At 65.7% G+C, this 23,872-nt stretch carries 22 protein-coding genes; 17 read left to right on the forward strand and 5 right to left on the reverse strand.

Annotated features, from left to right (window positions below; translation table 11 throughout):
- A partial coding sequence (locus ACTIFJ_RS00755; RefSeq protein ID WP_439532163.1) for an IclR family transcriptional regulator occupies positions 1-551 on the reverse strand: 551 nt, incomplete at its 3' end.
- Between the two features lie 211 nt (positions 552-762).
- On the opposite strand from ACTIFJ_RS00755, the gene ACTIFJ_RS00760 reads away from it, so the two are divergent.
- The 5 genes from ACTIFJ_RS00760 (at position 763) to ACTIFJ_RS00780 (ending at position 8,071) form a co-directional block, all read left to right on the forward strand.
- Positions 763-1,632 (forward strand): fumarylacetoacetate hydrolase family protein, encoded by an 870-nt coding sequence (locus tag ACTIFJ_RS00760; RefSeq protein ID WP_439532164.1) that lies wholly within the window; start codon positions 763-765, stop codon positions 1,630-1,632.
- Positions 1,629-2,387, forward strand: a complete 759-nt coding sequence (locus ACTIFJ_RS00765) for an SDR family NAD(P)-dependent oxidoreductase (RefSeq protein ID WP_439532165.1) — start codon at positions 1,629-1,631, stop codon at positions 2,385-2,387. Before ACTIFJ_RS00760 ends, ACTIFJ_RS00765 begins: the two co-directional genes overlap by 4 nt.
- 188 nt (positions 2,388-2,575) lie before the next feature.
- Positions 2,576-5,491 carry a TonB-dependent receptor domain-containing protein gene (locus ACTIFJ_RS00770; protein WP_439532166.1) on the forward strand — a complete coding sequence of 972 codons (2,916 nt, stop codon included), beginning with the start codon at positions 2,576-2,578 and terminating at the stop codon, positions 5,489-5,491.
- Positions 5,492-5,509: 18 nt separating this feature from the next.
- A complete protein-coding gene (locus ACTIFJ_RS00775; protein ID WP_439532167.1) occupies positions 5,510-6,766 on the forward strand; it encodes an enolase C-terminal domain-like protein in 1,257 nt (418 codons plus the stop codon).
- Positions 6,767-8,071, forward strand: a complete 1,305-nt coding sequence (locus ACTIFJ_RS00780; protein WP_439532168.1) for an MFS transporter — start codon at positions 6,767-6,769, stop codon at positions 8,069-8,071.
- On the opposite strand, the gene ligD is transcribed toward ACTIFJ_RS00780, so the two are convergent.
- The 3 genes from ligD to ACTIFJ_RS00795 are packed head-to-tail and all read right to left on the reverse strand — an operon-like array spanning position 8,068 to position 12,251.
- A complete protein-coding gene (ligD, locus tag ACTIFJ_RS00785; protein ID WP_439532169.1) occupies positions 8,068-10,518 on the reverse strand; it encodes a DNA ligase D in 2,451 nt (816 codons plus the stop codon). The genes ACTIFJ_RS00780 and ligD overlap by 4 nt on opposite strands.
- Before the next feature lie 21 nt (positions 10,519-10,539).
- A complete protein-coding gene (locus ACTIFJ_RS00790) occupies positions 10,540-11,400 on the reverse strand; it encodes a GNAT family N-acetyltransferase (protein ID WP_439532170.1) in 861 nt (286 codons plus the stop codon).
- Positions 11,397-12,251: a Ku protein gene (locus tag ACTIFJ_RS00795; protein WP_439532171.1), complete on the reverse strand. Its 855-nt coding sequence runs from the start codon at positions 12,249-12,251 to the stop codon at positions 11,397-11,399. Before ACTIFJ_RS00795 ends, ACTIFJ_RS00790 begins: the two co-directional genes overlap by 4 nt.
- Positions 12,252-12,391: 140 nt before the next feature.
- On the opposite strand from ACTIFJ_RS00795, the gene ACTIFJ_RS00800 reads away from it, so the two are divergent.
- The 5 genes from ACTIFJ_RS00800 to feoB all read left to right on the forward strand — a co-directional run bounded on the left by ACTIFJ_RS00800 (position 12,392) and on the right by feoB (position 16,690).
- Positions 12,392-12,790, forward strand: a complete 399-nt coding sequence (locus tag ACTIFJ_RS00800; protein ID WP_439532172.1) for a hypothetical protein — start codon at positions 12,392-12,394, stop codon at positions 12,788-12,790.
- Between the two features lie 4 nt (positions 12,791-12,794).
- Positions 12,795-13,799: an extracellular catalytic domain type 1 short-chain-length polyhydroxyalkanoate depolymerase gene (locus tag ACTIFJ_RS00805; protein ID WP_439532173.1), complete on the forward strand. Its 1,005-nt coding sequence runs from the start codon at positions 12,795-12,797 to the stop codon at positions 13,797-13,799.
- A 54-nt stretch (positions 13,800-13,853) separates the two neighbouring features.
- Positions 13,854-14,510, forward strand: a complete 657-nt coding sequence (locus ACTIFJ_RS00810; protein ID WP_439532174.1) for a COQ9 family protein — start codon at positions 13,854-13,856, stop codon at positions 14,508-14,510.
- 72 nt (positions 14,511-14,582) lie between these two features.
- Positions 14,583-14,834, forward strand: coding sequence for a FeoA family protein (locus ACTIFJ_RS00815; RefSeq protein ID WP_439532175.1), 252 nt, complete (start codon positions 14,583-14,585; stop codon positions 14,832-14,834).
- Positions 14,835-14,845: 11 nt separating this feature from the next.
- Entirely contained in the window at positions 14,846-16,690 is a 1,845-nt protein-coding gene (gene feoB, locus ACTIFJ_RS00820; protein ID WP_439532218.1) for a ferrous iron transporter B, read from the forward strand.
- A gap of 6 nt (positions 16,691-16,696) precedes the next feature.
- On the opposite strand, the gene ACTIFJ_RS00825 is transcribed toward feoB, so the two are convergent.
- Positions 16,697-17,308, reverse strand: a complete 612-nt coding sequence (locus ACTIFJ_RS00825; RefSeq protein ID WP_439532176.1) for a hypothetical protein — start codon at positions 17,306-17,308, stop codon at positions 16,697-16,699.
- Between the two features lie 93 nt (positions 17,309-17,401).
- Between ACTIFJ_RS00825 and ACTIFJ_RS00830 the strand changes: the two genes are divergently transcribed.
- From ACTIFJ_RS00830 to ACTIFJ_RS00860, 7 genes are all read left to right on the forward strand, one after another.
- Positions 17,402-17,686 carry a YciI family protein gene (locus tag ACTIFJ_RS00830; protein ID WP_439532219.1) on the forward strand — a complete coding sequence of 95 codons (285 nt, stop codon included), beginning with the start codon at positions 17,402-17,404 and terminating at the stop codon, positions 17,684-17,686.
- A gap of 100 nt (positions 17,687-17,786) precedes the next feature.
- Positions 17,787-18,572 (forward strand): SDR family NAD(P)-dependent oxidoreductase, encoded by a 786-nt coding sequence (locus ACTIFJ_RS00835; RefSeq protein WP_439532177.1) that lies wholly within the window; start codon positions 17,787-17,789, stop codon positions 18,570-18,572.
- Positions 18,569-19,090, forward strand: coding sequence for a MarR family winged helix-turn-helix transcriptional regulator (locus tag ACTIFJ_RS00840; protein ID WP_439532178.1), 522 nt, complete (start codon positions 18,569-18,571; stop codon positions 19,088-19,090). Before ACTIFJ_RS00835 ends, ACTIFJ_RS00840 begins: the two co-directional genes overlap by 4 nt.
- Positions 19,087-19,896 carry an enoyl-CoA hydratase family protein gene (locus tag ACTIFJ_RS00845; RefSeq protein WP_439532179.1) on the forward strand — a complete coding sequence of 270 codons (810 nt, stop codon included), beginning with the start codon at positions 19,087-19,089 and terminating at the stop codon, positions 19,894-19,896. Before ACTIFJ_RS00840 ends, ACTIFJ_RS00845 begins: the two co-directional genes overlap by 4 nt.
- The gene (locus tag ACTIFJ_RS00850) at positions 19,897-21,078 is read left to right on the forward strand and encodes an acyl-CoA dehydrogenase family protein (RefSeq protein WP_439532180.1); all 1,182 of its coding nucleotides are present in this window, start codon (positions 19,897-19,899) and stop codon (positions 21,076-21,078) included.
- On the forward strand, positions 21,075-23,444 hold the full coding sequence (locus tag ACTIFJ_RS00855; RefSeq protein WP_439532181.1) for an FAD-dependent monooxygenase: 2,370 nt from the start codon (positions 21,075-21,077) through the stop codon (positions 23,442-23,444). The genes ACTIFJ_RS00850 and ACTIFJ_RS00855 overlap by 4 nt, the downstream gene beginning before the upstream one ends.
- The gene (locus tag ACTIFJ_RS00860; RefSeq protein WP_439532182.1) at positions 23,441-23,848 is read left to right on the forward strand and encodes a RidA family protein; all 408 of its coding nucleotides are present in this window, start codon (positions 23,441-23,443) and stop codon (positions 23,846-23,848) included. Before ACTIFJ_RS00855 ends, ACTIFJ_RS00860 begins: the two co-directional genes overlap by 4 nt.
- The last annotated feature ends 24 nt before the right edge of the window (positions 23,849-23,872 follow it).

Consider the following 23,872-nt stretch of genomic DNA (forward strand, 5'->3'; position numbering starts at 1 on the left):
TCTTCATTCTCCTCGAGATCGAACGAATAGCCGTTCGCCGCATAGCCGCGCATCTTGGCGCGCCAGCCGGCGAAGCGCGGGCTGTCTTCGGCGCAGGGGCCGTGCTCCTTCTGGAAGATTTCGTGCCATTCGGCCTCGCTGCGGTCGAGCAGCAGCGACTTGCCGAGCCCGGTCGAGGACAGAGGGTGGCGCTCGCCGACGCGCGAGCCGATCTCGATTCGGCGCCCTCCGGATAATTTGTCGAGGTACAGTGCCTTGTCATTGTAGAGCACGCCGAGATGGACGGCGTCGTTGGTGGCTTCGCAGAGCCGCTCCAGATAGGGGCGGGCGACGCGCGGCAGGCTGATCTGCTGGCGTGCGGCGTGGCCGAGCTCGAGCAGCCGGGCGCCGAGCATATAGCCCTCGCCGCTGACGAGCTTCATGTAGCCGCGGTCGACCAGTGCCGAGGCCAGCCGGTGGATGGTGCTGCGGTTGATGTTGAGGCGCTTCGACAGGTCGGAGAGTGACGCCGGCCGCTCGACCACGGCCTCGAGCAGGTCGAGCCCGCGCAACAGGGTCTGGCTTCCCGCAGCCGTTGATTTTTCAGCAGGAATTTTCTTTGGCGCTGGCTTTGCCGAAGCATTGCCAGGCGGGCTTGATTTCAGATTATCCATAATATAAACACCTATCTCATATATCGGGACAAAAACAACCGAATCAACAGGAAAAATTTGGGGAGGCGCAACTGATGACACTGACCAGATACCGCGTCGCGGGCTGGCGATGAAGCTGCTGCGTCATGGCGCGCCCGGCGCCGAGCTGCCGGGCCTTCTCGATGCCAATGGCCTGATCCGCGATCTGTCGGCGCTGGTCGACGATATCAGCCCGTCGGCGCTGGCGCCGGCGAGTCTGGCCCGGTTGCGGGCGGTCGATCCAGAGCGGCTGCCGGTAGTACCTGGCAATGTACGGCTGGGGCCACCGGTGGCGAACATACCGAAGTTCATCGCCATCGGGCTCAACTATTCGGACCATGCCGCTGAATCGAACCTGCCCGTGCCCGAGGAGCCGGTGATCTTCATGAAGGCGACGAGCTGCATCCAGGGGCCGGACGATGATGTCATGCTGCCGCCGGGATCGACAAAAAGCGACTGGGAAGTCGAACTGGGCGTCGTCATCGGGACACGGGCGAGCCATGTTTCGCTGACTGCCGCGCTCGACCATGTCGCCGGCTATTGCACGGTCAACGACGTCAGCGAGCGCGCCTACCAGATGGAACGGGGTGGCACTTGGGACAAGGGCAAGGGCTGCGATACTTTCGGCCCTATCGGGCCGTGGCTGGTGACCGCCGACGAAGTCGGAGATCCGCAGGCGCTGGACATGTGGCTGGATGTCAACGGCCAGCGCCGGCAGACCGGCAACACCCGGACGATGATCTTCAGCGTGGCCGAAATCGTCAGCTATGTCAGCCAGTTCATGACGCTGATGCCCGGCGATATCATCACCACGGGCACGCCGCCGGGCGTCGGGCTGGGAATGAACCCGCCCACCTATCTGAAGCCCGGGGATACCATGCGCCTCGGGATCGAGAAGCTCGGCGAGCATCGCCAGCGCGTGCTCGCTTACAGACCAGCCAGGCAAGGGGCCCGATCATGACTGCGTTTCCCGACCGATCGTTGCGCTTTGCCGGGCGCACGGCCATCATCACCGGCGGCGCCTCGGGCCTCGGCCGGGCGACGGCGCAGCGGATCATCGCCGAGGGCGGCCAAGTGGTGCTCTGGGACCGCAATGCAGCGATGCTCGACGAGGCGATGGCCGAGGTCGGCGCTAGCCATGTGGTGGCGCTCGATGTCGCCGATCATGACGCGGTCGCCGAGGCGGCGCGGGCAAGCCAAACAGTGCTCGGTCGGGTCGATATCCTCGTCAACAGCGCCGGGATTACCGGCCCCAGTGTGCCGGTCGTGCAGTTCCCTGTCGATGAGTGGCGCAGTGTTATCGATATCAATCTGAACGGCGTCTTCTATTGCTGCCGCGAGGTGGTGCCGCTGATGGTGGCCAATGGTTATGGCCGGATCATCAACGTGGCGTCGGTGGCAGGCAAAGAGGGCAATCCCAACGCGTCCGCCTATTCGGCATCCAAGGCCGGCGTGATCGGCTTCACCAAGTCACTCGGCAAGGAGCTCGCGCTGACCGGCGTGCTGGTCAACTGCATCACGCCGGCGACGTTCGAAAGCCCGATTCTCGAGCAACTGCCGGCCAGCCAGATCGACTATATGCGCTCGCGAATCCCGATGGGCCGGCTCGGCGAAGTTGAGGAAAGTGCGGCTCTCGTTTGCTGGCTGGCGAGTGCGGAATGCAGCTTTTCGACCGCCGCGACCTTCGACACATCGGGTGGTCGCACGACCTATTGAACGTTGTCTCAGGACCGCTTGACAGCCAATGAAATGCGTGGTGTCCTATATGATAAGACGCTGTCCCAAATATAGGGATAAGTGCCTTGCCGGACGGAAATCCGGCTTGATCGGGGTGTAAACAAGACGTGCGTTCATCAGCATCGAGAGGCCGAAGAGCCCGAGATGCATGCTTTGGGGAGAATGACATGATCGCCATGCCGTCCATGCAACGCGCGCAGTTCCGGGGGCGCGCGTCCCGTTTTCTGACTCTCTCGGCTTCCACCGCACTGACCTGTCTGGCCGTGCCGGCCTGGGCGCAGACAGCGCCCGCCGCCACGGCGACGGCCGCAGCCGACCAGGCCGCCAGCGACCAGGAAATGGTCGTTACCGGGTCCCGCGTCGTCGTCGACAGCACCAAGGCGCCGACGCCGGTGACGGTGGCGACGGTCGAGCAGTTGCAGCTTGCCGCCCCGCGTACCGTGACCGAAGGCCTGCTGCAGCTGCCGGTGTTTGCGGGCTCAGTGAGCGTCGCCAACCAGAGCACCGGCACCACCGGGAGCAACGGCGCGGCCAATCTCAACCTGCGTGGTCTCGGCACCTCGCGGACGCTTGTGCTGCTCGACAGCCGCCGTTTCGTCCCGGCCTCCTCCTCGGGCGCTGTTGACGTCGCTCTGTTGCCAGAAGCGCTGATCAGCCAGGTCGAGGTCGTCACGGGCGGCGCTTCGGCCGCCTATGGTTCGGATGCGGTCGGCGGTGTCGTCAACTTCCGGCTCAACACCAAGTTCGAAGGCTTCAAGGGCGATGCGTCCGGCGGCGTCTCGGGCCAGGGTGACAATGAATATTTCAAGGTCACGCTGGCGGCCGGCAAGTCCTTCCTCGAGAACCGGCTAAACGTCATCGGCAGCTTCGAATATTATGACAGCGCCGGCATCGGCGAAGCCCGGCAGCGCGACTGGACAGCCGGCGGCCGCGGCATCATCACCAATCCCAATGTGACCGCCACCAATCCCGCCTCGCCGACCAATCCGACGCGGCTTGTGGTCGTCAATCCGCTCGCCGCCAATGCTTCGCTCGGCGGCCTCATCACCAATACGGCGCTGGCCGGCACCACCTTTGATTTCGCCAATGGCATCAGCACGCCGCGGGCATTCCAATATGGCACATCGCGCACGGCCACCCAGATGGCCGGCAGCTCGGACCCCAACGCGTACAACCCCAACCTGCTGCTCGTGCTGCAGCCGGCACAGACCCGTATCGTCGGCTTCCTCCATGTCGAATATGAGGTCAGCAGCAATTTCAAGATCTATGCCGAGGCCAATCTGGCCCGCAACGATGTCCATTATGCGAGCTTGCCGACGTTCCAACTCGGCAACACCGCTTTCCCGATCTTCCAGGACAATGCCTATCTTCCGGCGGCGACCCGACAGGCAATGATCAACGGCGGCATCACCCAGTTCACCCTGGGTCGTGTCAGCCCTGACATGGCGACGCCGACGCTGGACGGTCGCAGCGACACCAAGCGCTTCGTCTTCGGTTTCGACGGCAAGATCGGCAGCAGCGACTGGACCTATAACGCCTATTTCCAGCACGGCCAGAACCGTTCGGTTTTCGCGACCAGCGACAATCCGATCTCCAACAATCTCTATCGGGCTGCCGATGCGGTGGTGGCGCAGGCCGGCAACGCCGCCGGCGTTCCTGCCGGCACCATCATCTGTCGCTCGACGCTGCTCGTGCCGACCGATGGCTGCGTACCGATGAACATCTTCGGCAATGGCGCGCCTTCGGACGCGGCGCTTCGCTATGTCACCGGCACTGCCGTGCAGGACGTGACCGTCAAGCAGGATGTCTTCGAAGCGAGCGTGCAGGGCGGGCTCTTTGAGCTGCCCGGCGGTCCGCTGAAGGTGGCGGCGGGCGTCGGCTGGCGCAAGGAGAGCTTCGTCCAGATCACCGATCCGATCTCGTCGAGCATCCGTACTGGCGCCGGCATCCAGGGCTTCCCACCAGGACTGCGCAACACGCTGGGCGGCTTCGAACGCTCTAACCCGCAGCCGGCTCAGGGCGACGTCACCGTGAAGGAGGCATTCGGCGAGGTGAACGTGCCGCTGTTCGAAGGGGAGGCGTTGGCCGAGACACTGTCGTTCAATGGCGCCATCCGCTACACCGACTACAGCAACAGCGGTGGTGTGACGACCTGGAAGGTGGGCGGTGTTTATGCGCCGATCCGGGATATCCGGTTCCGCGCCACGCGTTCCCGCGATATCCGGGCGCCCAACCTGGCCGAGCTGTATCGTGGGTCGAGCCAGGGCACGGCGACTGTCACCGATCCGTTCCGCAATAATGCCTCGCGCAACGCCCTGACCGGCAACATCGGCAACCTGGACCTGACGCCGGAAATCGCCAATACCACGGTTGTCGGCGTTGTCTTGCAGCCGTCGTTCATCCCTGGGTTCACCTTCTCGGCGGACTGGTACAAGATCGATATCGAGGATGCGATTTCGGCCCTGACGGCGCAGCGGACCGTCGACCTCTGCTTCCAGGGCGCCACCGAGCTTTGCCGCTTCCTGCAGCGGGGCGCTGATGGCGAACTGGCGCGTATCGAACTGCCGTTCTTCAACGTCGATCTTCGCAGCACCAAGGGCATCGACTTCGAAGCCAATTATCAGACCAGCATCGGCGGCGCCGATCTGAATCTGCGCGGCATTTTCAACTATGTGATCACGCTGCAGAACCAGATCCCCGGCGGGCTGCCGCTGGAGCTGGCGGGCGATATCGGCAACAGCACGCCCAAGTGGCAGGGGGTGGTGTCTGCCAATCTCGATTTCGGCCGCTACGGCGTGTTTTTGCAGGGGCGGTACATCGGCCCCGGCAATTTCGACAAGAGCTTCAATGCATCGGCGATCGACATCAACTATCAGAAGGCGGTGGTCTATACCGACATCACCCTCAACTTCGATATTGACGCCAACGAGCGCTTCAAGGCTTTTGTCACGGTCAACAATCTGTTCGACAAGGACCCGCCGCAGACGCCGTCCTTCCTGATTGCGGGCAGCAGCTTCGGCAACCGGACGCTCTATGATCAGATCGGCCGCATGTTCAGTGCCGGGGTTCGGTTCAACTTCTGACAGACCGGGGAGGGTAGCATGAATCGTCGCGAGTTGATTACCAGCGCAGCCGGCCTGGCCGCGCTGGGCATTGCCCTCCCCGAGCTGGCCTTTGCGCAGGAGAAATCCCGGCTCAAGATCACCGGGATCAGGCTCGTCGAGACGCGGCCGAAGCGACCCTATCCCAAATACACGCCGGCCAAGGGCAGCTGGTCCACCGATACCGTCGAAGTCGCCAACCCAATGTCGATCTACCCGGAGTACAAGGCGACCCGCAGCCTGTTCTTCGCCGACAATGTCCCCGGCTTCACGGTGGAGGTGACCACCGACAAGGGCATCACCGGCTATGGCCGGGGCGGGGCGGGCGGCGGCAAGATCGTCATGGGCCATCTGAAGAAGCTGATGATGGGCCGCGATCCGTTCGACATCGAGCGCAACTGGGACATCAACTGGCGGTCAACCATGTCTTACGGCCGCATGGGCGTGACCATGAATGCCATCAGCGGATTCGACAATGCGCTGTGGGACATTGTCGGCAAGGCGCTGGGGGTGCCGATTTACCGGCTGCTCGGCGGCGAGACCAAGGACCGGGTGCCGGCCTATTGCACCGGCAACGATATCGAGCAGCATGTCGAGTTCGGCTACACCAAGCTCAAGCTGGCGATCCCGCATGGACCGGCCAGTGGCCGCGAGGGCATGCGCGAGAACGTCAAGCTGGTCGAGCGCGCCCGCAAGGCGCTCGGCCCGGACGGCGAGATCATGCTCGATTGCTGGATGGCGTGGACCGAGCGCTATACGATCGAGATGGCCGAGATGCTCGAGCCCTACCGCGTCTACTGGATGGAGGAGGTGCTGCAGCCGCATGACTATGAGGGCTTCGGCCGGCTGAACGAGGCGATCAAGTCGACCCGCATCGTGACTGGCGAGCATGAATATGGCCGCTATGGCTTCCGTGAGCTGCTGCGCACAAATGGCGCCCAGATCTGGCAGCCAGACCTCAACTGGTGTGGCGGGTTGACCGAGATGCGCAAGATCGGCGCGCTCGCTGCGGCGTATGACATTCCCGTCATCCCGCATGGCGGTGGCCTTAATGGTTCGACGCATTATTCGATCGCCACGGTCAATGCACCCTGGGCCGAGCTATTCCTGCCGGCGCCAGGGGGGCCGCGGGAGGTCTATCAGATGTTCGAGGAGCAATATGCGATCACGCGCGGGCCCGAGGGCATTTATACGCGGCCGCTCGAACTGCCCGGCTGGGGAATGGACCCCGAGGTTATCGGCGAAGTGCAGGCCTGAGTGGCGACCGAGGCGCCCGGCATCGCGGTGGGCACGCCGGGTGGCCATACGCGATGGGTGATGATTGCGCTGACCTTCATGGTCGCCGCGGTTGCCTATCTCGATCGCAGCAATATCGCCATCGCCGCGCCGCTGCTGAAGGAGGAGCTGGGGCTTTCCAACGTCCAGCTCGGCGTGGTGTTTAGTGCCTTTTCATTCGGCTATGCAGCGACGCAGCCGATTGCCGGACGGCTGGCGGACCGGTTCGGCGCCTATCGCATCATCGCCGCCGGCGTTATCATCTGGAGCGTGCTGACGGCGGTGACGGCCTCGATACCCGCCGGATTTGGGCTGGCGTTCATGACATTGCTGGTGGTGCGTTTTGCGCTTGGCGTCGGCGAGGCGGTGATTTTTCCCGCCAGCAACCGGATGGTTGCAAACTGGATGCCATCGTCTGAGCGCGGGCTGGCCAATGGCCTGATCTTCGCCGGCGTCGGGGTCGGCGCCGGGGTGGCGCCGCCGCTTATCACTACCATCATGCTGACCCATGACTGGCGGGCGGCATTCTGGGCGACGGCGGCGATCGGCCTGGTGGCGCTGCTCCTGTGGCTGCTGATGGCGCGCGAAACGCCGGCCCGCCATCCCTGGGCCAGCAATGCCGAGCGCGCCTATATCGAGGCAGGGATGCCCGAGCGCCGGGCCGGCGAGCCGGCGCGTGCCAGCTGGGGCGCGATCACCGGCAACCGGACCGTGCAGCTGTTGATCTTCAGCTATTTCTGCTTCGGCTACGCTGCCTATATCTTCTTCACCTGGTTCTTCACCTATCTCTCGACGGTGCGCGGCCTCGACCTGAAATCGAGCGGCATTTATGGCACCCTGCCGTTCATCGCCATGGCGGTGGCGTCGCCGGTGGGCGGCTGGATTGCCGACCGGCTGACGGTGCGCCATGGCGGCAGGGTCGGCCGCAGCGGCGTGGCAGGGGTCGGCATGGTACTGGCAGCGCTGTTCATTGCCGCCGCCACCCAGGTCGAGGATGTTCGGGTGGTGGCGGCGGTGCTGGCGCTGGGGTCGGGCTCGCTTTACCTTGCCCAGAGCGCCTTTTGGACGTTGAGCGCCGACATCGGCCGCAGCTCGGCGGGCGCGGTGTCGGGGGTGATGAACATGGGCAGCCAGATCGGCGGCGCGGCGGTCGCGCTGCTGACGCCGGTGCTTGCCGAGTCATTGGGATGGTCAGTGTCGTTCCTGTTCACCGCCGGCGTATGCCTGGCCGGCGGGCTGGCCTGGGCGTTCATCGATCCCGATGCGACGCTGAAAGCCAGCCGCTAGAGATCGGGCAGACTCTGGTCGGCCCGGCCCCAGTGGCGCAGGTCCTTCGAGGCGGCGCGGGCGAGCATCTCGGCGGCATCGTTGATGTGCCACCCGGCCGGTGCTTCGAGTTTGCGCAGCTCTTCCCAGGTCAGCGGCGCGGCGATCGGCGCATTCTCGCGGGCGCGGGCGCTATAGGGCATCACCGCCGTGGCGCCGCGCTGGTTGCGCAGATAGTCGATGAAGATCCGGCCCTGGCGCTTGGCCTTGGCCAGTGCCGCGGTGAAGCGATCGGGCTCGGATTGGGCGAGGGCGGTGGCGAGGCGATGGGCGAAATCCTTGACCTCGGGCCATTCGACCGCCGGGGTCAGCGGCGCGATGACATGGACGCCCTTGCCCCCGGTGACGAGCGGGAAGGTGACGAGGCCCATCTTCGCCAGCACGTCGCGGACCTGGAAGGCGGCGGAGACGACGGCTGCGAAATCCAGTCCCTCGTCGGGATCGAGATCGAAAACCAGCCGGTCGGGCTTCTCGATATCCTCGATCCGCGACCCCCAGCCGTGGAATTCGATCGTGCCCATCTGCACGCAGCTGAGCAGGCCGGCGGCGCTGTCGATGAACAGGTAGGCCTCTTCGCCGCCGTCCTTCTCGCGGATCGCCACCTGTTTGACATGCTCGCCGAAGCTGCCGGCATCGTGCTTCTGGAAGAAACATTTCTTGTCGCGCCCCTGCGGGCAGCGGACAAGGCTGATCGGCCGGTTGCCGGCCCAGGGCAGCATGATCGGGGCGACGGCTTCATAATAGTCGGCGAGCTGGCCCTTTGTGCGCTTGCTTTCAGGGAAGATGACGCGGTCGCGGTTGCTGATCTTGACGCCGCTCGTTTCGATGCTGGCCACCGGGGCCTCGGTCTCGCGGACGACCGCCTCGGGCTTCTTGTCCTCGCGCAGGCCGAGGTAGCTCGAATGGCGGAGCACGCCGTCCCCGGTAACTTCCATAAAAGCGATTTCGGCGACGAGCTTGGGCTTAATCCAGCGGGCGCCGCGCACGGCGGCGGCGGGAGCGTCGACAGGGGCCGCCTTTTGCAGGAGCGGGGTCATCAGGCCAAGCAGGCGTTCGATTTCGTCGCCGGTGAAACCGGTGCCGACCTTGCCGGCATAGCGCAGCCCGCCCTTGTCGTTGACGCCGAGCAGCAATGACTTGAAGCCGCGCTGCTTGTCGGACGGCAGCCAGCCGATGACGATGAACTCCTGCCGGCGGGTGCATTTGGTCTTCACCCAGGCGCTGCTGCGGGCGCCGGTATAGGGGGAGTCTGCGCGCTTCGAGATGACACCTTCGAGGCCGGCGTCGCAGAAGCTTTCGAAAAGTCTCTCGCCCTGGCCGGCGATGTGGTCAGAATAGCGCAGGCGGGTGCTGACGTTGGCGAGCAACGCTTGCAGCTTCTGCTTGCGTTCGACGAGCGGCAGCCGGGTTAGGTCCTCGCCATCGAGTTCGAGCAGGTCGAAGGCAAAATAGTCGATGCGGCCGGGATCGTCCTTCAGCGCCGCCTGCAGTGCCTGGAAGCTGGTGCGTCCGTCCGGCATCAGCACCACCGCCTCGCCGTCAATTAGCGCGCTGCGGGCGTTTAATGTCAGCGCTTCGCTGATCAGACCGCTGAACCGGTCGGACCAGTCGAGCCCCGACCTTGTATAGGCCCGGCCCTCGCCGCTGCCGATGGCGAGCAGCGTGCGATATCCGTCATACTTCAGCTCGTGCACCCAGCGTTCGCCGGGCGGGACATGGTCTACAAGTGAGGCGAGCTGGACGGGCTGGAACGACGGCGGCCTCGTGTCGGCGTGTTTTTTTTGGCTGCGCTGTTTCGGCCGGGCCTTTCCGGCGGCGATCTCGTCCATCGTGCGGCCGCTGTCGATGCCGGTCAGGTGCATAGTGACGAGATCGTCCGAGCCGCCGGCATGGGCGTCGGCGACCTTGCGCAGCAGCCAGTTCTCGCGCTTCTCGCCCGGCCGGGGCTTGAGGCGCACGAGGATCCATTCGCCCTTCATCCGCTCGCCGTAGAGGATGAAGTGGAGATGGCCGTCGGCCAGCGTCTTGCGTGGGTCCTTGCCGGGGATCGACTCCCAGCGGCCCCGGTCCCAGAGCATCACGGTGCCGCCGCCATATTGGCCCTTGGGGATGCTGCCCTCGAACCCCGCATAGTCGAGCGGATGGTCCTCGGTGCGCACTGCGAGCCTTTTGTCGTCGGGGTTGGCGCTGGGGCCGCGAGTGACGGCCCAGCTGAGCAGGACGCCGTCGAGTTCCAGCCGGAAATCATAATGGAGGCGGGTAGCGGCGTGTTTCTGGACGACGAAGCCGTCACCTTTCGTCTTCCCGCTGGCCCCAGAGGGTTCGCTGGTCCGTGAAAAATCCCGCATCGCCCGGTATTTCTCGAGCGTGTCGGTCGCTGCCTTGGATTTTGGGGTGCGCGGCGCCATCTGCCTGTTCCGATCCTCGGTTCAATCGTCAGCGGGCGGGCTTGTTCCCGCGCCATCGTCCTGATGCACGGCGCGGGCGAAGCGGTAGCTGGTCTGGTCGAACTTCAGGCTGCGGAAGAAGCCATGCATGTGGCTGACCTCGATGTCGCTCATCGCCTCGACGAGCGTGCAGCCCTTGCGGGCCAACGCCTGCTCGGCGGCGGCGAGCAGGCGGGTGGCGATGCTGCGCCGGCGGTGCTTCTTGTCAACGACGAGCATGGTGATCCGGCCGACCGGGCCGCGATGGGGCGTTGAGATCATTGCCCAGGCGCAGCAGCCGATGAGTGCGCCCTGTTCGGCGACGATCAGCCCGGCGGCGCGGCCGGACAGTGGCTTGAGGTTGTCGCGGATGGTGCCAGCATCGATGGTCAGGCTGTCGAGCTGGCTGAACAGCATGGCCAGGGCGTCGGCATCGCCGGCACGGGCGGCGCGCAGAGCCAAGACCGGCTCCCGCTTCGGTGCTGACGCCGGTTGGGGCGTGGGCGCCGGCGGCGGCTTGGGCTTTTCTATGGGTGACACCTTGCGCGGCGAAGGGCGGGCTGACGGAGCCTTATCTGGTTCGCGGGTGGTCCTGCGCTGCTTCCTGGGAAGCGGTCGGGGTGCCGGCGCCTCGGCGGACTGTTGCCAGCTGCTCTGGGCGCTGGAGCGAAGGTAGGTCTCGATGTCGGACGCGCTGGCGGTGAGGCTGTCGCCGTCGATGCCGAGCAGAGGCTTCCCGGCCATATCGGTGAGGCCGTACTTGCCAAAATCGCCGGTGCCGGGCTTGCGGCGGCGGGACTTGACCAGCTTCAGCCCGCGATGCTCCGCCATCTCGCGCAGCGCCGGGTCGCTGGCATTGGTCATTTGGCGTTGCGGGCCGGGGCCTTGGCCGCTGGCTTGGCGGCCGGCCTTTTTGCCGCTGGCTTGCTGCCGCTACCGATCGATTTCTTCAGCGCGGCCATCAGGTCGACGACATTGCTGCCGCGCGGATCGCTGTCAGGCTCATCGCTGTCGATGCTGATCGTCTTGCCTTTCTTCTTGCGCTCGATAATGTCCTTCAGGGCATCGACGTAACGGTCATGATAGTCGCTGGCGTCGAATGTGCCGGTCTTCTTGTCGATCAGCGTGGTGGCGAGGTCGAGCAGCTCCGAATCAGGATCGCCGGTGCCGATCTCGCGGAAATAGCTGGCGGCCTTGTTGATCTCGTCGGCATACCGCAGTGTCTCCATCACCAGGCCCTTGCCGCAGGGCTTGATGCTGACGACATGCTCGCGGCCGCGCATCGCCAGTTGGCCGAGGCCGATCTTGCGGCTGCGGCGCAGCGCCTCGCGCAGCACGATGAACGCCTCTTCGGCAAGGTCGTCGGCAGGGATGACGTAGAATGGTTTTTCGAAATAGATCGGGTCGATGTCGTGGCTGTCGACGAACTGGGTCAGTTCGAGCGTCTTCTTGCTCTCCAGTTTGACGCCCTCGATCTCCTTGTCGTCGAGGATGACATATTCGCCCTTGGCATATTCGAAGCCTTTGACGATGTCCTCGACGTCGATCGGGCCGATGCCGGGGACGGTCTTTTCATATTTGATGCGCTTGCCCGAGGGCTCGTGGATCTGGTTGAAGGCGATTGTCGCACCGCTTTTGGTGGCCGAATAGATCTCGACCGGGATGGAGACCAGCGCCAGGCGGATCTGGCCTTTCCAATAGGGGCGTGCGGCCATCAGCATTCTCCATCGATTGCGGTCGGACAACGCCGCAACGGCGCATTTGTCCCGCAACCTTCGTCGCGATTGTGCGGCAGAACGATATTTGGTCAACAAGTGTCTGTTGACCATCCATGTGGATGGTATATGGATGGCAAATGAGCAATCGGCCTGACAGCGAGAAGATCACTATCAACCTCGGCTTCGTCGATCTCGGTCATGTCGATCTGCTGGTCCGCGAAGGTTTTTATGGCAATCGTTCGGACTTCATCCGCACCGCGATCCGCAACCAGCTGGCGCGCCATGATCCGTTGCTCGCCGAGGCGGTCAGCCGCCAGCAGTTCCATACCGGACTGTTGCGCATCGACCGGACGATGCTGGAGACCGCGGTCGCCGAGCGGCGGCGATTGAACTTCAAGGTGCTGGGGCTGTTATCGGTGGCGGCCGATGTCGACCCTTCGCTGATCACCGCAGCCATTGCCCATGTCGAGGTGCTCGGCGCGATCGATGCAACCCCGGCCGTGCGTGCCTCGCTTCGCGCGTTGATGACAGGATAAGATGATGAAGATCGATCCCCGCATGGCCGAAGCGCTGGCCCTTGTCCGGGCCGGGCGGCCTATGGACGCGACGCGCCTGCTCCAGGGGGAGGGCGGGCAAGCGCCCGGGGGCGGGTATGCCCCCAATCGCGCGGACGCGACCGATATCATCGACTTGGTAGCCGAGCCGGCGACGCGCACGGACCGGCTCCACAGTTTTCGGTCGCGGGATGGCGAGATCGGATACCGGCTGCACCGGCCGGCGGATCTGCCAAGCGGCGCGCCGCTGCTGGTCATGCTTCATGGCTGCACCCAGACCGCGGACGATTTTGCGCTGGGCACGCGGATGAACGCGCGCGCCACCCCCGCCGGCATGGCCGTGCTCTGGCCCGAGCAATCGACGCGCGCCAATCCGCGGCGCTGCTGGCGGTGGTTCGAGGCGGCGCATCACCGCGCCGAGGCGGGGGAGCCGGCGTTGCTGCTGGCCCTGGCCCGTCAGATCACTGCCGAAAATGCGCTCGATACAAGCGGCTTTTTCGTCGCCGGCATGTCGGCGGGCGGGGCGATGGCGGCCGTGCTGGCCGATGTCGCGCCCGATCAAGTGCGGGGTGTCGCCGTGCATTCCGGGCTGGCTGCGGGCGCGGCGGGCACCATGGCCGGCGCGCTGGCAGCGATGCAGCGGGCACCGGCAAGCGCTCGGTCGGCCGGAAGATTCGTGCCGATGATGGTCATTCACGGCGACGCCGATTCCGTCGTGGCGCCAGGCAACGGGGATGCGTTGTTTGTCGATGCACTCAGCCGCGCCGGCGATCGTCTGACGGTCGAGACGCCGGCGTCTCGTTGGGGGCGGTTGACCGTCGGAACCGACAGCGAAGGCCACGTCCGCGCGGCGCGGCTCATGCTGGCCGGTGTCGAGCACAGCTGGGCAGGCGGCAACCCCGCCGGTAGCCACACCAGTGCCGCCGGGCCAGACGCCTCGGCCGAGATCCTGCGCTTCTTCTCGGTCCAGCAGCGTCACCCGCTTGGCTGAGCCGCGACGACTTTGCGGCTGGAGATGGCGGCTGTTCGGCGGTAAACATCAGGGATGGACAATGACAATGATGTGCCCCTGGCGGACCTGCGGCCCCGCCTGATCTCGGCGATGCTCGTGCATGTGCCGTTCGAGGGCTGGACGGCTGCAGCGCGCGATGCGGCGGCCGGCGACCTCGGCAGCGACCCCGACATTGCCGCCATGGCGCTGCCGGATGCGACGTCGATGTGCGATGCCTATACGGCGCTGGCCGATGCGCGGATGACGGCGGCCATGGCCGAAGCCAATGTTTCGGCGATGAAGGTGCGCGAGCGGATCCGGATGGCGCTGACCGTGCGGCTTGAGAATGCCCGCCACGACAAGGAAGCGGTGCGTCGGGCACTGGCGTTGATGGCGCTGCCGGCCAACGCGGCGATGGGACTGCGGACATTGTGGCGGACGGCCGATACGATGTGGCGGGCCGCCGGTGACACGTCCACCGACTTCAACCATTATTCCAAGCGGGCAATCCTGGCGTCGGTCTATTCGGCGGTGCTGCTCTATTGGCTCGATGACGACAGCGAGGACATGGCCGACACTCGCGCCTTCATTGAACGGCGGATCGATGGCGTGATCGGAATCGAAAAGGCCAAGGCCCAGGCGCGCGGCATGGTCGACTGGCTGCCCGACCCCGCCCGCTTCCTCGGGCGGCTGCGCTACCCGGTCTCCTGAATTCGCCACTGGCGCTGGCAGGGCGCACATGATAACGCCTCGCAATCTCTTGGCTGAACGGACGCGGCGGCAATGGCCGAACCCCTTGTTATCGATCGGATGGAGCCGGGCCAGCACGCGCTGATCTCGGCGATCGACCGTCAGGGGCTTGATCCCGATACCGCACGTCGGCTGATGGAACTCGGGTTCGATGAGGGGGTGGACGTCGTGGTCCTGCACCGTGCGCCGTTTGGCGGCGATCCGCTGGCTGTGCGGGTGGGCAATATGGTGGTGGCGTTGCGGCGCTCCATGGCGGTGCTGATCGAAGTGGAGCCCTTGTCTTGACCGCGGCCCCGGTGTCGCCCGTCATTGCCCTGGTAGGCAATCCTAATGCCGGAAAAACAAGCCTTTTCAACGCGTTGACTGGATCGCGCCAGAAGGTCGGCAATTATCCCGGTGTCACCGTGGAGCGCAAGTCCGGACGGCTCGCGCTTGCCGATGGCCGGATGGCCGAACTGATCGACCTGCCCGGCACCTACAGCCTGGCACCGCGCAGCCCCGACGAGGCGGTGACGCGCGATGCGATCCTGGGGCGGCTGAAGGGAGAACGGCCGATCAATGCGATCATCGCCGTGATAGACGCGACCAATTTGCGCAACCATCTGCGCTTCGTGCTCGAGCTGAAGGCGCTTGGGCTGCCGATGGTGGTGGCGCTGAACATGTTCGACCTTGCCGAGCGCGATGGGATCGAGATCGATGTGGCGCGGCTGGAAGGGCTGCTCGGCTTGCCGGTGGTGCCTACGGTGGCGGTGCGCAAGCGCGGGCTGGCGGCGCTGGTCGACGCCGTTGGCGGACGGCTGGCCGAGCCAGTAGCCGCGGCGGCTCTGCCTGATGTGCAGGCCAGCCTGGCACCGCTCCAGCGCGAGGCGCGGGCGATGGCCAGTGCGGCGACGCGAACCATCGGCTCACCCAAGCGCTGGTCGGACCGGCTCGATGCCCTGGCGCTGCATCCGGTGGCCGGTCCGCTGCTGCTGGCGACGCTGCTGTTCCTGATCTTCCAGGCCGTGTTCGCCTGGGCGGCGCTGCCGACGGCCGGCATCGAAGCGCTGATCGCCGCGGCGCAGGAGGCGGCGCAGGCCGCGCTGGCACCGGGCTGGCTACGGTCGCTGATTGTTGATGGCGTGCTGGCCGGCGTCGGTGCGGTGATTGTCTTCCTGCCGCAGATATTGATCCTGTTTTTCTTCATCCTGCTGCTCGAACAGTCGGGCTATATGGTGCGCGCCGCGTTCATCATGGACCTGCTGATGGCGCGCGTGGGGCTGAATGGCCGGGCGTTTATCCCGCTGCTGTCCAGCTTTGCGTGTGCCATCCCCGGGATCATGGCGGCGCGTACCATCGATTCGCCGCGCGATCGGCTGACCACGATCCTGATCGCGCCGCTGATGACCTGCTCGGCGCGGCTGCCGGTCTATGCGGTGATCATCGCCGCCTTTATTCCGGACCGGGCCGTTGGGGGGATATTCAACCTGCAGGGCGTCGTGCTTACGGGGCTTTATGTGGCCGGCGTCGTCGGGGCGCTGGTCGCGGCGGCCGTGCTGCGCCGGACCGTGACCAAGGGCAGCAGCCCGGCGTTCCTGATGGAAATGCCGAAATACCAGTGGCCAGCGATGCGCGATATGGCCATCGGCCTGTACCAGCGGGCGGCCGCCTTTCTTGTCCGTGCCGGTACCATCATCCTGTTGTCGACGATGGCGCTGTGGCTGCTGGCCAGCTACCCCAAGCCGCCGGCGGACTGGGACCGGCCGGCGCTCGACTATAGCTATGCTGGGCGGATCGGCGAGGCGCTGGAGCCGATCTTCCGGCCCATTGGCTTCAACCGGGAGATCGTGCTGGCGCTGGTGCCGGGCATGGCGGCGCGCGAGGTCGCGGTGAGCGCGCTCGGCACCGTCTATTCGTTGCAGGGTGTGGATGAGGAACACACCGGTTCGCTGGTGGAGACGCTGCGCAGCCGTTGGGAACTGCCGACGGCGCTGGCCTTTCTCGCCTGGTTCGTGTTCGCGCCGCAGTGCCTGTCGACGCTGGCCGTGACCAAGCGCGAGACGGGGGGGTGGAAATGGCCGATCTTCATGTTCAGCTATTTGTTCGCCGCAGCGTGGCTGGCGGCCGGGGGGACCTATTGGACGGCGCGCTGGCTGCTTTAGGCGGGACTATTGCAAGACCAGTGTTGCCGCTGCATGGCGCCGAGGCGGGGCGGTTGGTAACGGGGTGGCGGCGCTGCGGGCGAGCAGCAGGCCCTGGGCGTTGCGCAGCGTGGCGCTGAGTACCGCGCCCGAGGCATTGGTCGGATAGGCCAGCCACCAGGACAACGGCAGCGTGCGGCCTGGCCGGATAATGGTGCTGGCGATGGGTGTCGTGCTGCCGGGCCGGGCCAGCGTAATTGTCAGCCGCGCGCCTTGGGGGATGGTAACGGCGCCAGTGACGCTGCCGGTGACGACGCCCGGGCTGGTGCCGGCCGGCACGGCATTGCACAGCAGGTCGGGCCGGTTGGAGCGGGACAGGGTGACCGTCTTCTCGCCTTCACGGCCCCGGCCGCGGACGGCGAGGCCGGGCGCCGTGAAGCGGAAGCCGCTCCAGACCCAGCGCTGGGCCAGACGGTGCTCGCGGCCATCGAGGATCAGCACCGGGCCATAGCCACGCCGATCGAAGCGGAGGTCATTGCCGTCCGTGCAGATGTAGCGGCCCGATTCGGCGATGCGGGCGGCGGCGTCGGCGCGGGCGGGCGCCAGCATCAGGATGATCAGCATCAGCGTGCGGTGCAAGCTTGCCTCCCCATGATTTTGGGCGAAGCTAGACCGTTCCAGACACGATGCCAACCGGTGGGAGAGATGATCATGACGACATTGTTTGCCGTAATGGGACAGGACGCACCGGGCAGCGGGCCGATCAGGGCCAAGTATATGGCTGCACATCTGGCCCATGTGGAGGCCAATATGGCACGCTTGGCGGTGGCGGGGCCGCTACGCAATGCGACCGGCGCGGTGAGCGGATCGTTGCTCGTGGTGCACGCGGAAGACGAGGCCGATGCCCGTGCGTTCATCGCGCAGGACCCTTATTTCAAGGCTGGCGTCTGGGCAGTGATCGAGGTGCGGGCGTTCAGCGCGGTGGCCGGGGACTGGGTGGGTGGACGGGCCTGGTAGGGCTGGCTGCGGCGGAAGGGCCCTTGGCGACAGGCAATTCTTCAACTATGAAATATTGCGTATGCCAGTTTCTTGATACGGGGCGTTTGCGCACGAATTTATGACAACCGGTGCCTCTTCCACTTCCTTGCCGGCCGGACCGCATGCGCTGATCACCGGCGGCGGGACGGGAATTGGCGCGGCAATCGCGCAGGGGCTGGCCGCCAGCGGACATCGGGTGACATTGATGGGTCGGCGGGAGGGGCCGCTGGCTGAAGTCGCGGCGACGCTGCCGGGGGCGCAATGGGTCACCGGCGACGTCACCGATGCTGAAAGTGTGGCCACCGCCTTCCGGCACGCGCGAGCGGCGCATGGCCCGATTTCGGTTCTGGTCTGCAACGCCGGCGCCGTTGTCAGTGCCCGGTTCGAAACCCAGTCGTTCGATGTCTGGCGGCAGATCATGGCGGTCAATCTCGATGGACTCAGCCATTGCGCCAGCGCCGCGTTGGCCGATTTGCGGGCGGCCGCTGCGGGGCGGCTGGTGGTGGTCGCCAGCACCGCCGGGCTGAAGGGCTATGCCTATACCTCCGCCTATTGCGCGGCCAAACATGGCGCCATCGGGCTGGTGCGGGCGCTGGCGCTGGAACTGGCGCGGACGCGGGTGACGGTCAATGCCGTCTGCCCCGGCTTTACCGAAACGGAAATCGTCATCGAAGCGGTGGCCAAGATCCAGACGCGGACCGGTCGCAGCGAGGCCGAGGCGCGCGAGGAATTGGCGGCGTTCAATCCGCAGGGGCGGCTGGTGATGCCGGAAGAAGTTGCCGATGCGGTGGCGTGGCTGTGCGCGCCCGGCAGCGGATCGATCAACGGCCAGGCCATCGCGGTGGCCGGCGGGGAGGTGATGTGAGCGGACAGGTTGTGGCGCTGCTGCGCGAGAAACATGATGGCGTGCTCGGCGATGCCGACGACGAGATGCAGCGCGATGCGGTCAGGCTCTGGCTGCGGCTGCTTTCCTGCACCATGGTGATCGAGAAGCACATCAAGCGCGGGCTGGCCGAGCAGTTCCAGACCACCTTGCCGCGCTTCGACATTCTAGCGGCACTCGACCGTGCCGAGGCCGGGCTGAGCATGAGCGCGCTGGGTCGGGCGCTGCTGGTTTCCAATGGCAATATCACCGGGCTGGTGCAGACGCTGGTCCGCGACGGCGATGTGACGATGGCAAGCGCGCCGGGGGACCGCCGCACGGCGATCGTTACCATCACCGACGAGGGCCGCACGCGTTTCAAGGCGATGGCGACGGCGCATCATGACTGGGTGGCGGACATGTTTTCCGGTCTTTCGGACGCGGAACGGCTGGCGCTGATGGGTCAGCTCGGTCGACTGAAAAGCTCGATCGCGGCGGCTGTCGGCGGGGACGACGCATGACTGCCGCTACTTATGCTGCGCAGCATTTCGGCTGGGATTTCGATGCCGGGGTAGCGACGATCACCCTCAACCGGCCTGAGCGCAAGAACCCGCTTACCTTCGAAAGCTATGCTGAACTGCGGGACCTGTTTCGTAGCCTTGTCTACTGGCCCAAGGTCAAGGCCGTGGTGCTGACCGGCGCCGGCGGAAATTTCTCGAGCGGCGGCGACGTCTTCGAGATCATCGGGCCACTGACGAAGATGACCATGCCCGAGCTGCTCGATTTCACCAGGATGACGGGCGATCTCGTAAAGGCGATGCGCGGCTGCCCGCAGCCGATCGTGGCGGCGCTGGACGGCGTGTGCGTCGGCGCCGGGGCGATCATGGCCATGGCGTCCGACCTGCGGCTGGCGACGCCGCGGACCAAGACCGCCTTCCTGTTCACGCGTGTCGGACTGGCCGGCTGCGACATGGGGGCGTGCGCGATCCTGCCCCGCATCATCGGCCAGGGCCGGGCGAGCGATCTGCTGTTCACCGGCCGGGTGATGACCGCCGAGGAAGGCGAGCGCTGGGGGTTCCATAACCGGCTGGTGGCCGAAGAGGCGCTGCTCGATGAGGCGCGGGCGTTGGCGGCAAGTCTCGCCGTCGGACCGAATTTCGCCCATGGCATCACCAAGACCCAGCTCAATATCGAATGGTCGGTCAGCCTCGACGTGGCGATCGAGATGGAGGCGCAGGCCCAGGCGATCTGCATGAAGACGCAGGATTTTGTGCGCGCGTTCGAGGCCTTTGCCGACAAGCGCCAGCCGCTGTTCGAAGGCAATTGAATGGCTGACCGCAGCTTCCTCGACTGGCCGTTCCTCGATGACAGTCACCGGGCGCTGGCCGAGCGATTGGAGGACTGGTGCGTTCAGGAACTGGCGTCGCCCGGCCATGACGACAGCGATATCGATGCACAATGCCTGGCGCTGCTGAGCCGGCTCGGCGAGGGCGGTTGGCTGCGCTATGCCGTGCCGGCGCAATTTGGCGGCGTGTTCGAGACGCTCGACGTGCGGTCGCTGTGCCTGATCCGCGAGACGCTGGCGCGCCATTCGGGGCTGGCCGATTTTGTCTTCGCCATGCAGGGGCTGGGATCGGGCACGGTCTCGCTGTTCGGCAGCCCCGCGCAAAAGGCGGCGATCCTGCCGGGCATTGCCGAGGGCAGCCGGATGGGCGCGTTCGCGCTGACCGAGCTCGACAGCGGCTCGGACGTTGCCGGCATGACCACCCAGGCGGTTCGGGACGGCGACGACTGGGTGATCGACGGCGCCAAGACCTATATCTCGAACGGCGGCATCGCCTCGCAATATGTGCTGTTCGCCCGCACCGGCGAGGCGCCCGGCGCGCGCGGGATCTCGGCGTTCCTGGTGCCGGCCGATACGCCCGGGCTGGAGATTGTTGAGCGGATCAGAGTCAGCGCGCCGCACCCGCTGGCGACGCTGCGCTTCAACGCAATGCGGCTGCCAGGCGATGCGCTGGTCGGCGAGGCCGGGCGCGGCTTCATGCAGGCGATGGCGACGCTCGATGTGTTTCGCACCACGGTCGGCGCCGCGGCGCTGGGTTTTGCCCGGCGTGCGCTGGACGAGGCCACGCAGCGGGTGCTGGGGCGACAGCTTCAGGGCAAGGCACTGGCGGAGAATGCCGTGGTGCAGGCGCAGCTGGCCGACATGGCGCTCGATATCGACATGGCGGCGCTGCTGATCTACCGCGCCGCCTGGACGCGCGATGTGCAGGGCCTGCGCAATACCCGCGAGGCGGCGATGGCCAAGCTCCACGCCACCGACAGCGCCCAGAGCGTGATCGACAAGGCGATGCAGATGCATGGCGGGCTGGGCGTGGTCCATGGTCATATCGTCGAGACGTTGTTCCGCGAGGTGCGGGCGCTGCGGATCTATGAGGGTGCATCCGAGGTGCAGCGGGTGGTCATCGCCCGCGAGCATCTGGCTTTGGCAAAAGGAGCCCGGACATGAAGATCGAAGTCATTGGTGGCGGCCCCGGCGGGCTGTATACGGCGATCCTGACCAAGAAGGCGCGGCCGGACTGGCAGATAAGCGTCCATGAACAGAACCGCGAAGGCGATACCTTCGGCTTCGGCGTCGTCTTCTCCGACGAGACGCTCGACGAATTCCTCAGCCGCGACCCTGAATCCTATGCGATGATCCGTGACCGCTTCGCCTATTGGGACGATATCCGTATCGTTCGCGACGGCGAGGCGGTGCGCTGCGGCGGCAATGGCTTCGCCGGTTGTTCGCGCCTTGCGTTGCTCGAAGTGCTGATCGCGCGCTGCCGCCAGCTCGGCGTGCCGATCAGCTTCGGCGAGGTCATCGATCCGGCGGATCTCGACTCCCGGTTCCCCGATGCCGATGTGATCCTGGCCTCGGACGGCATCAACAGCCGCATTCGCACGCAGTTCGCGGAGCATTTCCAGCCCGAACTCACGCTGATGAACAACAAATTCACCTGGATGGGCTCGACCCGACCGCTGACCGACTTCACCTATTTCTTCCAGAACACCGCGCATGGCATCATTACCGCACACACCTATCAATATGAGGCGGGCCGCTCGACCTGGGTGTTCGAGACCGACCCTGAATGCTGGGCGGCCCACGGCTTCGCCGAGATGGGCGAAGACGAGGCGGCGCGTTATCTGGAAGGCGTGTTCGCGGCCGAGCTCGAAGGCCATGGGCTGATCACCAACCGCTCGCTGTGGCGCAACTTCCCGCATATCGAGTGCAAGGCCTGGTCGCATGGCCGGATCGTGCTGCTCGGCGATGCCAAGGCGACCGCCCATTATTCGATCGGATCGGGCACCAAGCTGGCGATGGAATGCGCGATCGCGCTCGCCGATGCGCTGCTGGCCAATGAGCATGACGTGCCGGCCGCCTTCGCCGCCTATGAAGCGGCGCGGCGCACGCCGGTCGAGATCATCCAGCACAATGCCAAGGTCAGCCTTGCCTGGTTCGAGCATGTCGCGCGCAGCTGGGACATGCCGAAGATGCAGTTTGCCAATGTCGTGATGAGCCGCGCCAAGTCGATCACCTATGACAATCTGCTGCTGCGCGATGCCGAGTTCGTGAAGGCCGTTGACGACGAATTCTACGAGACGCTGCTCGCCGAGACCGGCCATGACTGCCGCAAAACACGCCCAACGCCGATGTTCACGCCGCTGACGCTGCGCGGACTGACCCTGCCGAACCGCGTCGTCGTTTCGCCGATGGCGCAGTACAAGGCCGAAGACGGCGTGCTCGGCGACTGGCACATGATGCATTATGGCGCCCGGGCGCTCGGCGGCGCCGGGCTGGTATATATCGAGATGACCTGCCCGACCCCCGATGCGCGGATCACGCTCGGCTGCCCCGGGCTGTGGAGCGACGAGCATGAAGCGGCGCTGAAGAAGCTCGTCGATTTCAGCCACGACAATGGCGGCGCGAAGATCGCCATGCAGCTCGGCCATGCCGGGCGCAAGGGCTCGACCCAGCTCGGCTGGGAGAAGATGGATTATCCGATCGCCGATGCACACAGCAACTGGCCGCTCTATTCGGCCTCGCCAATCCCGTGGTTCGAAGGCACCAGCCAGGTGCCGATCGCGCTCGACGAGGCCGGCATGGCGACAATCACCGGCGATTTCGTCCAGGGTGCCAAGCGCGCGGCCCGCGCCGGTGTCGACCTGCTCGAGTTGCACTGCGCGCACGGCTATCTGCTGGCCAGCTTCCTGTCGCCGCTGACCAATCGGCGCACTGATTCCTATGGTGGCTCGATCGAGAACCGGCTGCGCTTTCCGCTGGCGGTGTTCACGGCGATGCGGGCGGTCTGGCCCGAAGAGCGGCCGATGTCGGTGCGCATTTCGGCATCGGACTGGGCGGACGGCGGCCTGTCCGAGGCCGATTGCTTCGCGATCGCCAAGGCGTTCGGCGAGGCCGGCTGCGATCTGATCGACGTCTCGACAGGCCAGACCGTGCCCAACCAATCGCCGGTCTATGGCCGCATGTACCAGGTGCCTTTCGCTGAGGCGGTCAAGAACGTGCTCGGGCTGAAGACGATGTGCGTCGGCGCCATCACCGAGGCCGGGCAGGTCAACACCATCATCGCCTGCCGCCGTGCCGATCTGGTCGCCGTCGGCCGGCCGCACCTGACCAACCCGAACTTCAGCCTGCACGCCGCCGCCTGGTATGGCACACGGGCGATTGCGGTGCCGGCGCCCTATTTCCCGGGCGCTTCGCAGCTCTATCGGGAGAGCGAAAAGACCCGTGACAAACAGGCCGAACTCGCCAAAAAGGCCAAGCCCAAGCGGCATCATACCGATGCCACGCTCGCTTTCCGGAACGCTGCTGAATGACCCATCAGATCCTCCAGCCCGCCGGCTGGCCGCGCCCGAAGGGCTATGCCAATGGCGTTGCGGCGACCATCGCCCCGGAGGGCCGGCTGGTCTTTACCGCCGGCGTCGTCGGCTGGGACGCGCAGTCGGCCTTTCCGGAGGGCCTGACGGCCCAGGCGGCCCAGGCCTTCGCCAATATCGTTGCTATCCTCGCCGAAGCTGGGGCTGAGCCCGCACATGTCGTGCGGATGACCTGGTATGTCACCAGCCGCCAGGCCTATCTCGACGAGGCGCCGGCCATCGGCGCCGCCTATCGCGCGGCGTTCGGCAAGCTGTTTCCGGCGATGGCCGTTGTCGAGGTCAGCGCGCTGATGGAAGCGGCGGCGATGATCGAGATCGAGGCGACCGCGGTGGTGCCGGGCTGAGCCGGCCTCCTCCCGGACCAGTCC

This window comes from Polymorphobacter sp. (genome assembly GCF_051860865.1).
In the GTDB taxonomy this organism is placed as follows: Bacteria; Pseudomonadota; Alphaproteobacteria; order Sphingomonadales; family Sphingomonadaceae; genus Sandarakinorhabdus.

Coding starts and splice junctions, on each gene's coding strand:
- ACTIFJ_RS00760 (WP_439532164.1), top strand. CDS start 763: ATGAAGCTGCTGCGTCATGGCGCGCCCGGCGCCGAGCTGCCGGGCCTT.
- ACTIFJ_RS00765 (WP_439532165.1), top strand. CDS start 1,629: ATGACTGCGTTTCCCGACCGATCGTTGCGCTTTGCCGGGCGCACGGCC.
- ACTIFJ_RS00770 (WP_439532166.1), top strand. CDS start 2,576: ATGATCGCCATGCCGTCCATGCAACGCGCGCAGTTCCGGGGGCGCGCG.
- ACTIFJ_RS00775 (WP_439532167.1), top strand. CDS start 5,510: ATGAATCGTCGCGAGTTGATTACCAGCGCAGCCGGCCTGGCCGCGCTG.
- ligD (WP_439532169.1), bottom strand. CDS start 10,518: ATGGCGCCGCGCACCCCAAAATCCAAGGCAGCGACCGACACGCTCGAG.
- ACTIFJ_RS00790 (WP_439532170.1), bottom strand. CDS start 11,400: ATGACCAATGCCAGCGACCCGGCGCTGCGCGAGATGGCGGAGCATCGC.
- ACTIFJ_RS00795 (WP_439532171.1), bottom strand. CDS start 12,251: ATGGCCGCACGCCCCTATTGGAAAGGCCAGATCCGCCTGGCGCTGGTC.
- ACTIFJ_RS00800 (WP_439532172.1), top strand. CDS start 12,392: ATGAGCAATCGGCCTGACAGCGAGAAGATCACTATCAACCTCGGCTTC.
- ACTIFJ_RS00805 (WP_439532173.1), top strand. CDS start 12,795: ATGAAGATCGATCCCCGCATGGCCGAAGCGCTGGCCCTTGTCCGGGCC.
- ACTIFJ_RS00810 (WP_439532174.1), top strand. CDS start 13,854: ATGGACAATGACAATGATGTGCCCCTGGCGGACCTGCGGCCCCGCCTG.
- ACTIFJ_RS00815 (WP_439532175.1), top strand. CDS start 14,583: ATGGCCGAACCCCTTGTTATCGATCGGATGGAGCCGGGCCAGCACGCG.
- ACTIFJ_RS00830 (WP_439532219.1), top strand. CDS start 17,402: ATGGGACAGGACGCACCGGGCAGCGGGCCGATCAGGGCCAAGTATATG.
- ACTIFJ_RS00835 (WP_439532177.1), top strand. CDS start 17,787: ATGACAACCGGTGCCTCTTCCACTTCCTTGCCGGCCGGACCGCATGCG.
- ACTIFJ_RS00845 (WP_439532179.1), top strand. CDS start 19,087: ATGACTGCCGCTACTTATGCTGCGCAGCATTTCGGCTGGGATTTCGAT.
- ACTIFJ_RS00850 (WP_439532180.1), top strand. CDS start 19,897: ATGGCTGACCGCAGCTTCCTCGACTGGCCGTTCCTCGATGACAGTCAC.
- ACTIFJ_RS00855 (WP_439532181.1), top strand. CDS start 21,075: ATGAAGATCGAAGTCATTGGTGGCGGCCCCGGCGGGCTGTATACGGCG.
- ACTIFJ_RS00860 (WP_439532182.1), top strand. CDS start 23,441: ATGACCCATCAGATCCTCCAGCCCGCCGGCTGGCCGCGCCCGAAGGGC.